The sequence below is a fragment of the Streptomyces tauricus genome (genome assembly GCF_014650955.1).
Lineage (GTDB): Bacteria > Actinomycetota > Actinomycetes > Streptomycetales > Streptomycetaceae > Streptomyces > Streptomyces tauricus.
On record NZ_BMVY01000001.1, the window covers coordinates 687,813 to 700,801 of the forward strand.

The following is a 12,989-nucleotide window of genomic DNA, read 5'->3' on the forward strand; positions in this document are numbered from 1 at the left end:
ACTGTGCACGAGCCTGCTCCGGCCTCCGGCAGAGGCCACGCGGCTTCCGGCATTACGTAGCCGTGGGCGGCGTCTCGCCGTTCGGCGGGACGGGCCTTGCGTCGGGTGAGGTGTCGAGTCACGAGGACCTGTGCTGGTCAGTGACCGATGCTGTTCAGTTCGGCCACATCCTCGTCGGAGAGCGTAAGCCCGGCTCCGGCGATGTTCTCGCGCAGGTGAGTGGTGGACGAGGTGCCGGGGATGAGCAGGATGTTCGGCGAGCGCTGCATCAGCCAGGCCAGCGCGATCGACATGGGCGTCGCCCCCAGTCGGTTCGCGACCTGTGAGAGAGCCTCGGACTGTAGCGGCGTGAAGCCTCCCAGTGGGAAGAACGGCACGTAGGCGATGCCATCGGCGGCGAGATGGTCTACGAGGTCGTCGTCGTGGCGGTGGGCGATGTTGTACATGTTCTGCACGCACACGATCGGGGCGATGCCGCGCGCCTCAGCGACCTGCTCCCGAGTGACGTTGCTGACGCCGAGGTGACGGATGAGCCCCTCTTGCTGAAGGCCGGCGAGCGTCTCGAATGCTTCGGTGATCGAGCCGGGCTGGGGGCCCTGAGCGTCGCCCATGCGCATGTTGACCAGGTCGAGGGTTTCGAGTCCGAGGGCTTGGAGGTTCTCATGGACCTGCTTGCGCAAGTCTTCGGGGCGTCGGGCCGTGGGCCAGCCGCCCTGGGCGTCGCGGGTCGCACCCACCTTGGTCGCGATGAGCAGTGATTCCGGGTACGGGTGCAGCGCCTCGCGGATCAGCTCGTTCGTGACGCGCGGTCCGTAGGCGTCGCTGGTGTCGATGTGGGTGATCCCCAGGCTGACCGCCTCGCGCAGCACGGCCAGGGCTCCGTCGTGGTCGGCGGGCGGGCCCATGACCCACGGGCCTGCGAGCTGCATCGCGCCGTAGCCGAACCGGGTGACGGGCGAGTCACCCAGCGTCCAGGTTCCGCCGGGAAGAGGTGCGGAGGGCGTGTTCATCGTGGTGCCTCTCATTTCATGCGAGGGGTGGTGTCTCCAGCTCACTTGCATAATTATTGGAGAGTAACTTCCTGCCGGGAAGTAGGCACTCTGAAGTGCGTAACGACCCAGAAGGTGTGAGGCGAGATCAGTGGCGACGACGAAGGCCGACGAAAAGGCGCAGGCCAAGGCGGAGTACAACGCGTTCCTGGCGGTGTGCCCCAGCCGTCAGCTTCTCGACCGGATCTCGGACAAGTGGGTCGTCCTGATCCTGTGTGCACTGGGCGGTGACACATCCGAATCGTCCGGTGCATCGCAGACTCCGAAGGCGATGCGCTACTCCGAGCTGGCCCGGCTGCTGGCCGGCGTCAGTCAGAAGATGCTGACCCAGAACCTACGGGCCCTCGAACGCGACGGCCTGCTCATCCGCACCGTGACACCCACGGTCCCTGTCACCGTCACCTACGAACTGACGGACCTCGGTCTCTCACTCCACCACCTGACACGCGGGCTCAGGCAGTGGGCCCAGACCCATATGGAACAAGTACTCACCCATCGCGAGAGCCATGACGCACGAGCCTCCTAGGGCCTGTGTGAGGTCGTGATCAATCTCGGGTTTTGGTCCCTTGCGGGGACAGGACCTGGTAGGACGCTGGGTGTGACACGTAGGCAACTCACCGACGAGCAGTGGGAGTTCATCGAGCCGTACCTGCCGATAGGCGAGTACGGTCCGTACCCCGAACGGCTGCGGGAGCAGTTCGAAGGGGTGATCTGGCGGTTCCGGTCCAGCGCCCAGTGGCGCGAGATGCCCTCCGAGTTCGGACCATGGCCGACGGTCTACGGCCGCTTTCGCGTCTGGCGGGACGCCGGGGTCTTCTCCGCTCTTCTGGAAGGCATGATCGCGGAGGCCGCCCGACGGGGGCAGACGGACTTATCCCTGGTCAGCGTCGACTCCACCACTGCCCGCGCCCATCATGACGCCGCCGGGATGCACATCGGCAAGGACGTCATGGACGCCCTTGAAGAAGCTGCCGCCGAGCAGGAGCGGCCCCGGCAAAAGGGGGCCGCCCGGCAGAACAGAACGGACAGGACGGCAGGGACGACCCCGAACGGGAAGAGCGACGGCGCATCAGGCGACGGCGCAAGCTCCGCTTGCACCAAGCCCTGCTCGGCAGATCCCGGGGTGGGCTGACGAGCAAGGTTCATCTCGCCGCGGACTGCAAGTGCCGTCCGTTGTCGCTCGTCCTGACCGCAGGACAGGCCGCCGACAGCCCGCAATTCGTCCCCGTGTTGCAGAAGGTGCGGGTCCGTCTGCCTCTCGGCCGGCCTCGAACCCGGCCCGACGCTGTCGCCGCGGACAAGGCCTACTCGTCACGCGCCAACCGGTCTTACCTGCGCAAACGCGGCATCAAGGCAGTCATCCCGGAGAAGAAAGACCAGGCCGCCAACCGAAAGAAGAAGGGCCGCCGGGGCGGCCGACCCACACGCCACGACGCCGATCTTTACAAGGAGCGAAACACCGTCGAGCGGCTCATCAACAAGATGAAGGCATGGCGCGGTATCGCGACTCGATACGACAAGACGCCCGAAAGCTACCTCGCCGGCCTCCACCTCCGTGCCTCGATGATCTGGATCAACGACCTCCTGAAGGCAACTGGCTGATCACGACCTCACACAGGCCCTAGTACTCCAGCGGTAGAGCGCGATCATGCCGGGGCCGCGGCGGCCTGACGGTGGCCGCAACTGGCTCGGGATCGGGCCTGGTAACGGCGTCGCCAATGGGATCAGCGGAGTCGATGGGCTGCTGGTAGACCTCGTCCCCGGCCACCCAGGAGGCGTGGTGACTCGCAGTGGACTCGCCTGGGGCGAACGCCAGCGCCATCGACATCACGATCACCCGACACAGCGACTGATCCGGCGAAATCAACGTCAGGACTAGCCCAGCAGCAAGATCACGATTTACCCGCATGCGCCAGGGGCAGCTCGCAAGCAGGGTGACCTGCAGAGGGAACCACCGGGCGGTAGGGCAGTGCGGGGACTTGCCGCGGTTCGGACCCGTACTGGAGAGAGTCCTCGCGCCCTGCATCGGACGCTACGAAGCGACTGTGCTGGTCGCAGTGATCAACGAATGGCTATGACTGCGTCTTGCGCGTCATCGCGTATGTGTTTCCGGCGTCGGGATCGCCGTAGAAGAAGAACAGCTTCAACTCGTCGTGCTGATCGCGGTCCACGTAGAAGGACCACACATATGTCGATGGGGGGTCAGGGCTCGAAGTATCAGTTGCCGTTGCGGGGGAACGGCTCTCCACCTTGGTCCGGGTCGTCAGCGTCAGTCGGACGACCTGTCCGCCGTCTTCGTCAGTCAGTTGCCAGGTTCCCGTACCGGAGAGGCGCCATCCGTCGTCGAAGTCGAAGTCCTGCCCGTCGAGCTTTTCGAGAAGAGCCGTTGCGTCTTCGCGAAGCACCACGCGAGTCCCCTCGATGTTTTCCCAGCCCCCAGCGACTTCGGCCACCGTGGCGTCGTGGACCCCTGTCCCGTTGTAGTACTGATAGGGGCCGGCACACGCAGCCAGAACTGCCAGCACCACCACCACGCAGCCAACGGCCGCCCACCGCACCCGCAGCCTGCTTCCGGCCGCCACCAGGACCTCCCCCTGCAACCCGCATCGACCAACCGATAGGAGTGGGTCGTGGAGAGGTACCTTGTCAGACTTGTTGAACGTGTTCAACTCTGCGGTCGGAGAGGCAATTGCACGCAGTCCGGTTGTCTCCACCGGACACACCGATTTGCGCAGCGAACTGTCGCGAGGGAGGAGCAATGCCGTCGAGTCCTCCGAGTCGCTGGTTCAGGGGAACTGGCCTTGGCGTCCTCTTCGTCGGCATGCCGGACTCCTGCCCCGGCCCGTTGTGTCCGGACAGCGTCCCGCCCTGGTGGCCGAACTTCATCCCGGCATGACTCCGGCGTAGCCCGGGATGACCTCGGCGGCAGCGGCAGCGTAATCTGTTGCTACAAGCACCCTCTCGAACTGGCCATGTTGGCCACGGTGTGAAGCTGCTTAAATCCGGCATGGCTCGTTTTTCCCTGACAGTGGATCTTTTCCGGTCGTAGCGTCTGCGCGACGTGTTCGTTCTTCTGTCAGGTCGGCACTTCGGGCGGGGCCCGACGGTTGTATGCGGCTGCTGAGCCCGTGCGTTGGGGGTGCTGCCTGCCGACGAGAGGAAGCGTATGGTCAGCCTGCCGATACCCCAGGGTCCGCAACTGATCGTTCAGTCGGTGACGGGTATGCACATCACGCCGTACGGGTGGGTCGACGGTGATGTGCCGGCTGTTGTGTGGCGGGATGCTGCCACGACGGCGTACAGGCAGTCGCAGTGGGAGTTCATTCCCGAGCCCGGTTACGGGGAGCGCGTCGTGCGCATCAGGAATGCCGCCTACAACAAGGACACCGGTGCTTTCGATCGGAGTCTCGCCCTCATCGCGGAGACCCCCGAGGACGGTGCGGCCGTCGTCTCGCGCCGGTCGGACAGCAAGAGTGAGAGGCAGCTGTGGCGTCTGCTCTCCATGGACGTCGCCCAGGCGGACTTCGTGATCGTGCCGCTGGGCAATGACGGCCTGGCGGTGGCCACGCGCCAGAGCTATCAGGAAGGGAACGCCGTCCTGCAGCTGGAGGAAGTCGGGCCGTGGACGGATCAGTTCTGGCGCTGGCAGCGGGTGCGGGGCTGACCGCGGCTGCTTCGCGGCACCCGTACCGCTTGCCGTCACCTGGGCTCGTGCTCGCCCCGCTCGCGGCGTCGGCGGGCACGGGCCCAGGTGTGGTCACATGCGCACACTTGCAAGGCTCCTGACGCACTGGATTATGACTTCCGAGGCCGACAAGCGATCAGCATCGGCAGGTGGTGCATCAGTGCCTTGGGGGTTTTGGTGTCATTCGGCGCGACCCGCCAGGACTCCTGTGCGTACTCGATACACGTGTCGTATGTGCTCTATGCAGGCATGCGGCGCCGGGCAACGCGCGTCGCGTGCGACTAAAGAGGCTCCCTCTCAGCCGTTTCCGATGGTCACGGGGCCGATGTGGGTGGCCAGCCAGGCGGGGAGGTCCAAGAGGCGGACGCCTTCTTGTTCCTGTGGGTCGGTGCGGGCGACCAGGCAGATCATGTCCTGGTCGCCCGTGTTGACCGGCAGGTGCGGAGTGTCGGCAGGGATGTGGAGGTAGTCGCCGGCGTGCAGGACGATGTGTTCGGTGAGGTCGAGGCCGTGCCAGACCTCGACCTGGCCGGACTGGATGAAGATGGCCGACTCGTGTCCCTCGTGCAGGTGAGGACGGCCCCTGCTGCCGGCGGGCATCACCAGCTGGTGGAGGCACAGAGCCTGGGCGCCGGCGGACTGGGCGCTGATGCCGGTGGCGAAGGTACCGCCCTGAACACCCTGGTAGCTGCCGTTTCGTACTACTGTGCACTGCTTTTGGTCTGTCACCTCCGCAGTACAGCAGCGGCTGCGGAGCGTTCGAGCAGTTCACGCCAGCCTGCACAGCAGCGCTACGGCGCCGGATCGGCTCTTCGCCTCCGTCGTGTTGCGCCGGACGGAGTTAATGGGGGGGGGAGGGGGTGCGGCGCGGGTGGAGCAGGTCCAGTGGATCCCGCGGGTCCCGAGCCTGGGCTAGGCGTCCGGCCGACCACGGCGAAACCTGGTCGAAGAGGGCGTGGTGGTGCGCAACACCGGGTTGCGCTTCATCCAGGAGAAGGGATGGCAGCCGCAGGCGCTGAGGCCCAGGAGGAGTTCCCGAAACTCGGTCGTATGTCGCCGGTGGTGGTCTCCGCTGTTGCGTTGTCGAACCATCCGGCTGGTTTCCGCTTCGCTCTTCGAGAAGCACGACGAATGGGCGCCTTGCCGTGCCGCCACCTTCCCGAAGTTGATATGGGTGATATCTACCGTAAGCTCTTTTTAGTTCCTCCGCGCCTCCCAACGCGCTGCAATGCGACCGCCAGTTGGTCCCCATGTCATGACGAGGGGTACTGCCTGGCGGGTGCGTGGGGCGGGCTGAATGGCACTCGCTTCGGTGTCCTCCCGTGCAGGTCGTCGGAGGCCATCTACCCAGAGGGTGCTGGGCAGTTGACCTCAGTGTTTCGTGGTAGCGTCCTTGTTCGGAGGGACAGTGCAACCTGAAAGGGAAATCGTGAACACGGAGAAGATCGCCGCTCGCCGCCTCTCGCTGGAAGAGGTGTCGAAGCTCGGCGTAAAGGACAGGCTCTTCGTTTCCGCCGACACGGCAGAACTCAAGATTCCCGACTGTTATGTCCCTGCCTTTCTGACCAAGTCCGGTGAGGATTTCGAGGGCGGTTCGATCACGGCCAGAACCGTATTTCAGGAAGAGGTTTCCTGCCTTCCTGACGACGAGAACGAAGCCGGCGTCTACTTGGCCGACGAAAACGGCTCGGTGACCATCGAGGTCCTCCAGTCCGCCGGTGTCGTGCTGGACTTGGCGCTTTTCGTCCCTGGTGGGGACAAGGGTGCCCTCACGGCCCTTTACGCCGCGGTCCGGCAGGCGTTCGGCGCCGACGTCGTGCAGATCTGGCGCCAGGGCCTCAAGGAGGTTCCCGACCTGAAGGTCGACATCTTCGAGGAGCAGATTCCCCGGGGGCGCAAGGGGGGCGACAGTCCCAAGCGTGACCGTCGCGCGATCGACACCTACCCCACCCGTGCGGACTTCATCGAGTTCTCCGCGGGGTGGAAGCCGGTCGTTGAGATTCACAGGCCGGTTGTTGACGACACCCCGACCATTTGAGGCGGCGTCACCTCCCGTTCTCGGCCTGAGAAAACGCCGAGAACGCATGCGCCGGAACCGGTCGATCTCTGGTCATGAATACGAGGGTGAGGTTGTGCATGTGGGCGACGGCCTGGTCCGCGTGACGGAGGCCGTCGCCGCGCTGTCGGCGGTCGCGGTTCTTCATATGGCGGCCGATCGCATGTTCCACGCGCGCACGCGTCCGGTAGTACCCCGCAGCCATCAGCACCCGCTCGGTCATCGGCAACGGCAACAACCACCGTCGGCCTCGCAGCGTGCCGTTGCCACCCCGCTCACCACACCCGCCAACACACATGCACCCAGCCATGCCCTCGCCAGGCCCGAGTCGGCCATTGCCCCCCGACAAGCCGCGAGCGCCACCTGAAGCGCACGATGTCCGGCCCGGCTCGTCAAAGGGGCTCTCGGAGCAACTGGTCCATGCCGGTCAGCTACCGGTGGCCGACTTCCAGGCGTCGATGTACTCGTCGAGGCCCGTGCTGATGGCGGACCAGTCCGGCTCGAAGATCTCCACGCCCTTCATCAGCCCGGCCAGCTCGACGGCGTTGGCGTCGGTGGCCTCGATGTCCTTGCGCGCGCTGAATCCGCCGCCGACCGCGCTGACGTCCTGCTGGGCCTGCTCGGAGAGCATGAAGTCGAGGAGCTTCTTGCCGTTGGCGCTGTGCGGTGCCTTCTGGACGAGCCCGGCGGCGTACGGGAGGGCGAAGGTGGTGGGCTTCGCGCCGTCCTTGGCCGGGAACCAGATGCCGAGGTTCGGCATGTCCTTGGACTGGGCGAAGTTCATCTGCACGTCACCGTTGGCGACACGCAGTTCGCCCTTGTCCACCTTGGGGGCGAGCTTGCCGGTGGAGGCGGAGGGGCCGACGTTGTTGGTCTGCAGCTTCTTCAGGTAGTCCATCGCCGGCTTCTGGCCGCCGAAGTCGTGCATGGCCTTGATGAGGACGGCGGTGCCGTCGCCGGCGACCCCCGGGGTGGAGTACTGCACCTTCTCCTTGTACGAGCTGTCCAGGAGCTCCTCCCAGGTCCTGGGCGGGGTCTTCAGCTCCTTCTTGTTGTAGATGAACCCGAAGTAGTTGTTGACGACCGAGGTCCATGTGCCGTCGGCGGCCTTGTCCGCGGCGTCGACCTGGTCGGAGCCGGCCGGTTCGTACGTCTGGAGCAGGCCCTTGGCTCCGGCCTGCTGGATGAACGGAGGCAGGGTGACGAGGACGTCGGCCTGGGTGTTGGACTTCTCGCGGACGGTGCGCTGCACCATCTCGCCGGAGCCGCCCTCGACGTATTCGACCTTGATGCCGGTCTTCTTCTCGAAGTCCTCGAAGACCTTGTCGTACCAGCCTTCGCCGTTCTCGCCCTTGAGGCCGTCGGCGCTGTAGACGGTGACGACCTTGTCGTCCGAGGCGGCCGAGGAGCCGCCGCAGGCGGTGAGGGCGGCGGCGAGGGCGAGGCTTCCGGCGACCGCGGTCGCCGGCCTGAGGATGTTCGTGCGCATGGGAGTCGTGTCTCCTGGAAGCAGGTGGGGTGTACGAGGTGGGTGTACGCGGTGTACGAGGGCTCAGGGGTGGTCAGCGGTAGGAGGCCCGTGTCCGGATGCGGGAGACGGCGAGCAGGACCAGCAGCGTGGTGCCCATGAGGACCACGGAGACGGCCGCGCCGGTGAAGAGCGATCCCCGGTCGGTGGCCGCGAAGATCTGCACGGGCAGGGGGGTCCAGTCCGGCGGGTAGAGCATCATCGTGGCGCTCAACTCGCCCATGGACAGGGCGAAGCAGAGCCCGGCCGCCGCCGTCAGGGACGGGAGCAACAGGGGCAGTTTGATCCGCCACAGGACGTGGGCGGGCCGGGCGCCCAGGCTGGCCGCGGCCTGCTCGTACATCGGGTCGAGGCGTCGGATCGCGGCCGCCACCGACTGGTAGGCGAAGGCCGTGACCAGGACGGTGTGGGCGAGGATGACGATCCAGCGCGTCCCGTTGAGGAGCAGCGGCGGCTTGCTGAACGCGACGAGCACGGCGAGGCCGACGACGACGGACGGCACGGCCACCGGCAGCATGAACAGCGCGTCCAGCAGCCTCTTGCCGGGCTTGCGCAGTGAGGCGGCGGCGAGAGCGGCCCAGGTGCCGAGGGCGAGGGCCAGCAGGCTCGCGCACAGGGCTGTGACGAGGCTGGTGGTGAGGGCTTGGAGCGAGTCGCCGCTGGTGGCGGCGGTGTAGTTGCCGGCCGTCGGTCCGGAGGGGAAGGCGCCGGACCAGTTCGTGGAGAAGGACGCGGCGACGATGACCAGCAACGGCACCGCGAACAGGGGGACGAAGAGGAGGAGGAAGAGGGCCCAGGTGCCCCACTTTCCGGCTCGGCTATGCACCAACACGGCGGCTCACCGTCCGATACAGGGTGTAGAGGCCGACGGAGAGGGCGATGTTGACGACGGCGACGACACAGGCGGCCGGGTAGTCGGACTCCAGGATCGCCTTGCCGTACACGAGCATGGGCAGGGTGGTGACGTCCTTGGCGCCGGTGAAGAGCACGATGCCGAATTCGTTGAGGCACATGACGAGGACGAGGCTGCCGCCCGCCGCGAGCGCGGGCAGGGCTTCCGGGAGGATCACCTTCCGGACGATCCGGGCGGGCCGTGCGCCGAGCGAGGAGGCCACTTCCAGCTGCGCGGTGTCGAGTTGGGAGAAGGCGGCGAGCAGGGGCCGCATCACGAACGGGGTGAAGTACGTGATCTCGGCGAGGAGGACGCCCCATGGTGTGGTGAGGAAGTGGAAGGGCCCCTCGGAGGCGCCGGTGGCGTCGGTCCACACGCCGTTCGCCATGCCGACCGTGCCGTAGATGAACAGCAGTGCGAGCGTGATCAGGAACGACGGGAAGGAGAGGAAGACGTCGATGAACTTGGCCACGGCCTTCCCGCCGGGGAACGGCACGAAGGCGATGACGAGCGCGAGCGCGAAGCCGAGCACGAGGCAGCCGACCGTGGAGCCGACGGCGAGCCAGACGGTCGTGCCGAGCGCTGAGCGGAAGGACTCGGAGGCGAAGACATCGGCGTACGGGGTGAGTGAGGTGCTGCCCTCGTCGGGGGTGACGGACTGCTGGACCACGAGGGCCAGCGGGTAGAGGAGGACGACGGCGAGGACCGCCACGGGGGGCAGTGCCCATACCCAACCGGCCCGGCCCCGACCCTGGCCCCGGCTCGTGGTGGTGACGGCGCTAGCCATGGGCCCCGCCCGTCGCCGTCACGGCTTCGGGCGCCGATTGGTCCACCGCGGGGAGGAGGACGGCGTCCTCGGGAGCGAAGTGCAGCGTGACCTTCTGGCCCAGCGCCGGGGGTTCCCGGAGTTCGCGGAGGTCGGCCTTGACGCGGTGGCCGCCGATGTCGACGTACAGCCGGTGCGTGGAGCCGCGCCACTGGACCTCCGTGACGGTACCGGTGAGCGCGTTGGGTCCGTCGCCGAGTCCGACGAGGTGAGGGCGGACGCAGAGCGTGGCCGTGGCTCCGGCGGTCGCATCTGTGGTGAAGAGTTCCAGGTCGCGCCCGGCGAAGGCGACGGTTCCCGAACCGACCGTGACCGGCAGCAGGTTGGCGTTGCCGACGAACGAGGCGGTGAACTCCGTGCGGGGGCTGCGGTAGAGCTCCTGCGGGGTGCCGCAGTCCTGGAGCCGCGCCTGGTCAATGACGGCGATCCGGTCGGCGAGGGTGAGGGCCTCGACCTGGTCGTGGGTGACGTAGAGGATGGAGACGTCGGGCAGTTCGCGGTGCAGGCGGGCCAGTTCGGCGAGCATGCCGGAGCGGAGCTGGGCGTCGAGCGCGGAGAGCGGTTCGTCGAGCAGCAGGACTCCGGGGCGTACCGCGAGTGCGCGGGCGATGGCCACGCGCTGCTGCTGGCCGCCGGAGAGTTCGCGGGGATAGCGCGTGGCGTAGGCGGACATGCCGACGAGTTCGAGAGCGTCGGCGACCCGGGTGGCGGTCTCGGTCTTGTAGACCTTGCGGGCCTTGAGGCCGAAGGCGACGTTGTCCCGGACGCGCATGTGCGGGAAGAGGGCGTACTGCTGGACGACCATGCCGATGCCCCGCCGGTGCGGCGGCAGGTCGGTGACGTCCCGGTCGCCGAGGTAGACCCGCCCCGAGGCGGGCCGCACGAAACCGGCGACCGCGCGCAGAGCGGTCGTCTTCCCGGACCCGGAGGGGCCGAGCAGAGCCATGACCTCGCCGGGTTCCACCGTCAGGTCGAGCCGGTCCAGGACGGTGTTCCCGCCGTACGCGACACTCACCCGGTCGAATCTGATGCCGCTTGCCGCCGGCCCCGCTGCCGCGCCCGTCATGCCTCGGCCCGCGCTATCAGATCGGGCAGTTCGGCGACGGAGCCGAGCACGTGCGTGGCCCCGTGCCCGCTGAGCCGGTCCCGGTCGTGGGCGCCGGTCAGGACTCCGGCGACGATGCCGGCTCCGGCGCGTACGCCGCTGAGCATGTCGTAGGCGGTGTCGCCCGCGACCACGGTCTGCTGGACGCCGTCGACGGCGCCGGTGCGCAGGAGGGCGGTGAGGACCATGTCGGGGTAGGGGCGGCCCCGGCCGCCCGCGTCGGCCGGGCAGAGGGTCAGGTCGGCCAGGTCCTGCCAGCCGAGGGCGCGGAGAATGGCGTCCTGGGTGGTGCGGGCGAACCCGGTGGACAGCACCACGGTCCGGCCCTCGCCCCTGAGCCGCTCGACGGTTTCGCGGGCGCCGGGTACGGGGGCGATCAGGCCGCTGTCCACCAGCGTGCCGTACGCCTCCTCGAAGGCGGTGTTGGCCTGCTGCGCCAGGGACTCCGCACCGAAGAGGTGCCGGAAGACGGAGATCTTGGACTCGCCCATGGTGGCACGTACGTAGTCGAGCTTCTGCGCGTGATCGGCGGAGCCCGGCTCGACGCCGAGGCGCGCGGCGGCGGCCGAGAACGCCTGCTCGACGAGGCCGCCGTCGGCGACGGTGGTACCGGCCATGTCGAGGACGATCAGATTCAGCTTGGAGTCGTCAGGCAGCTTGGAGTCGGCGGTCCACTTGGAGTCGTCGGTCAACGTCTTCACCAGTTCAGTTCGTCGGCGGTTGTTTCGGCGATGGCGGGGGAGCAGGTCATGCCTCGGCCGCCGGGCCCTGTGACCAGCCAGACGCCGTCGCGGACCTGCTGTCGGTGGACGACCCGGCTCGTGTCGGTGCACTGGGCGTAGACGCCGGCCCAGCGTCGGCGGACGCGGGGCAGCGGGCGGCCGAGGAAGGACTCGACGACCCGGGTGAGGTGCTCGTACGGCTCCTCGACGGTGTCGAACGCGAAGGGGTGCTCGTACTCGTGGGTGTCCCCGATGGTCAGTCCGCCGTCGCGGCGCTGCACCATCAGGAGCTGCATCCGGTGCTCGGCGGCGGTCGGCGCCTGAGCCTGGCCGGCGTTGAGCGCGTCGAGGGCTTCGCCCGCGTAGGCCGGGTAGTAGCGGAAGCTGTCGGCGTCGGCGACCGAGGTGGTCAGGGTCTCGCCGAGGGGGTCGGTCTGCATCATCTGCAGGCGGACACGGCGCACGGGCAGATCCGGCCCTGCCAGTTCGCGGACGAGGCCGCCCAGCCACGCGCCGGTGGCGAGGACGACCGTGTCGCCGGTGTGCACATCGCCGTGGTCGTCGCGCACGGATGCCGTACCGGTCACCTCGCGCACCTCACGGCCGCCGAGGTAGGTGTACCGGCCCGAGGCCAGCAGTTCCTCCTTCAGGGCGAGCTGGGCGGTGCGCGGCTCGACGGCCGCGTCCCGTTCGCACCACAGTGCGGCGGTGAAGTCGCCGCGCAGCGCGGGGTTGACCGCCCGGGCCTCCTCGGCGGTGAGCAGTTTGTAGCCGCGGGCCGCCGCGTCGGGGCGGGCGACGGCGGCCTCGGCGACGGCGGTCTCCCGTGCGGTGCGCACCAAAGTGAGCGAGCCGCAGGCCCGGAAGCCGAGGCCCGGCACCCGTTCGCCGATGGACTCCCAGAGCTCACGGGCCCGCAGTGCGGTCTCCAGCTCCTCGCCGCCGGCTCGGCCGCTGACCCATATCTGTCCGAAATTGCGGAGTGATGCTCCGCGTGCCTCGCTCTCGCGCTCGATCTGTACGACCTCGTGGCCGCGGTTCACTGCGTGCCAGGCGTGCATGGTTCCCACCACGCCGGCTCCTACGACGATGACTCTCACGTCGGTCACGTTTCTGGGGGCGGGTG

The 12,989-nt window shown here is 67.7% G+C and carries 12 protein-coding genes and 2 pseudogenes; 4 read left to right on the plus strand and 10 right to left on the minus strand.

Going from position 1 to position 12,989, the window contains the following annotated elements; translation table 11 throughout:
* Window positions 1–137: 137 nt before the first annotated feature.
* Window positions 138–1,010, minus strand: a complete 873-nt coding sequence (locus IE278_RS02840; protein WP_189768315.1) for an aldo/keto reductase family oxidoreductase — start codon at window positions 1,008–1,010, stop codon at window positions 138–140.
* A 130-nt stretch (window positions 1,011–1,140) separates the two neighbouring features.
* Between IE278_RS02840 and IE278_RS02845 the strand changes: the two genes are divergently transcribed.
* The gene (locus tag IE278_RS02845; RefSeq protein WP_189768317.1) at window positions 1,141–1,575 is read left to right on the plus strand and encodes a winged helix-turn-helix transcriptional regulator; all 435 of its coding nucleotides are present in this window, start codon (window positions 1,141–1,143) and stop codon (window positions 1,573–1,575) included.
* A 72-nt stretch (window positions 1,576–1,647) separates the two neighbouring features.
* A pseudogene (locus IE278_RS02850) lies at window positions 1,648–2,651 on the plus strand (IS5 family transposase).
* 470 nt (window positions 2,652–3,121) lie between these two features.
* Here IE278_RS02850 and IE278_RS02855 read toward each other — a convergent pair.
* On the minus strand, window positions 3,122–3,763 hold the full coding sequence (locus IE278_RS02855; protein ID WP_246569781.1) for a hypothetical protein: 642 nt from the start codon (window positions 3,761–3,763) through the stop codon (window positions 3,122–3,124).
* Window positions 3,764–4,215: 452 nt separating this feature from the next.
* Here IE278_RS02855 and IE278_RS02860 point away from each other — a divergent pair, with 452 nt between their 5' ends.
* Window positions 4,216–4,713 (plus strand): hypothetical protein, encoded by a 498-nt coding sequence (locus IE278_RS02860; protein ID WP_189768318.1) that lies wholly within the window; start codon window positions 4,216–4,218, stop codon window positions 4,711–4,713.
* Window positions 4,714–5,031: 318 nt separating this feature from the next.
* Here the strand turns inward: IE278_RS02860 and IE278_RS02865 are convergent, their stop codons facing one another.
* The gene (locus tag IE278_RS02865; protein ID WP_189768319.1) at window positions 5,032–5,463 is read right to left on the minus strand and encodes a cupin domain-containing protein; all 432 of its coding nucleotides are present in this window, start codon (window positions 5,461–5,463) and stop codon (window positions 5,032–5,034) included.
* Between the two features lie 700 nt (window positions 5,464–6,163).
* Here IE278_RS02865 and IE278_RS02870 point away from each other — a divergent pair.
* Complete coding sequence (locus tag IE278_RS02870) at window positions 6,164–6,772, plus strand: hypothetical protein (protein ID WP_189768320.1); 609 nt, start codon at window positions 6,164–6,166, stop codon at window positions 6,770–6,772.
* Between the two features lie 82 nt (window positions 6,773–6,854).
* On the opposite strand, the pseudogene IE278_RS02875 reads toward IE278_RS02870, so the two are convergent.
* The 7 genes and pseudogenes from IE278_RS02875 to IE278_RS02905 all read right to left on the minus strand — a co-directional run.
* Window positions 6,855–6,974: pseudogene (locus IE278_RS02875) on the minus strand (IS5/IS1182 family transposase); the annotation flags it as partial.
* Window positions 6,975–7,217: 243 nt separating this feature from the next.
* Window positions 7,218–8,279: a 2-aminoethylphosphonate ABC transporter substrate-binding protein gene (locus IE278_RS02880; protein WP_189768321.1), complete on the minus strand. Its 1,062-nt coding sequence runs from the start codon at window positions 8,277–8,279 to the stop codon at window positions 7,218–7,220.
* A 73-nt stretch (window positions 8,280–8,352) separates the two neighbouring features.
* Entirely contained in the window at window positions 8,353–9,150 is a 798-nt protein-coding gene (locus IE278_RS02885) for an ABC transporter permease (protein WP_189768322.1), read from the minus strand.
* A complete protein-coding gene (locus IE278_RS02890; protein WP_189768323.1) occupies window positions 9,137–9,997 on the minus strand; it encodes a 2-aminoethylphosphonate ABC transporter permease subunit in 861 nt (286 codons plus the stop codon). Before IE278_RS02890 ends, IE278_RS02885 begins: the two co-directional genes overlap by 14 nt.
* Window positions 9,990–11,102: an ABC transporter ATP-binding protein gene (locus tag IE278_RS02895; RefSeq protein WP_189768325.1), complete on the minus strand. Its 1,113-nt coding sequence runs from the start codon at window positions 11,100–11,102 to the stop codon at window positions 9,990–9,992. The genes IE278_RS02890 and IE278_RS02895 overlap by 8 nt, the downstream gene beginning before the upstream one ends.
* A complete protein-coding gene (locus IE278_RS02900) occupies window positions 11,099–11,833 on the minus strand; it encodes a phosphonatase-like hydrolase (protein ID WP_281403101.1) in 735 nt (244 codons plus the stop codon). Before IE278_RS02900 ends, IE278_RS02895 begins: the two co-directional genes overlap by 4 nt.
* A gap of 5 nt (window positions 11,834–11,838) precedes the next feature.
* Window positions 11,839–12,963 (minus strand): TIGR03364 family FAD-dependent oxidoreductase, encoded by a 1,125-nt coding sequence (locus IE278_RS02905; protein WP_189768327.1) that lies wholly within the window; start codon window positions 12,961–12,963, stop codon window positions 11,839–11,841.
* Window positions 12,964–12,989: the final 26 nt, after the last annotated feature.

Coding starts and splice junctions, on each gene's coding strand:
- IE278_RS02840 (WP_189768315.1), bottom strand. CDS start 1,010: ATGAACACGCCCTCCGCACCTCTTCCCGGCGGAACCTGGACGCTGGGT.
- IE278_RS02880 (WP_189768321.1), bottom strand. CDS start 8,279: ATGCGCACGAACATCCTCAGGCCGGCGACCGCGGTCGCCGGAAGCCTC.
- IE278_RS02890 (WP_189768323.1), bottom strand. CDS start 9,997: ATGGCTAGCGCCGTCACCACCACGAGCCGGGGCCAGGGTCGGGGCCGG.
- IE278_RS02860 (WP_189768318.1), top strand. CDS start 4,216: ATGGTCAGCCTGCCGATACCCCAGGGTCCGCAACTGATCGTTCAGTCG.
- IE278_RS02895 (WP_189768325.1), bottom strand. CDS start 11,102: ATGACGGGCGCGGCAGCGGGGCCGGCGGCAAGCGGCATCAGATTCGAC.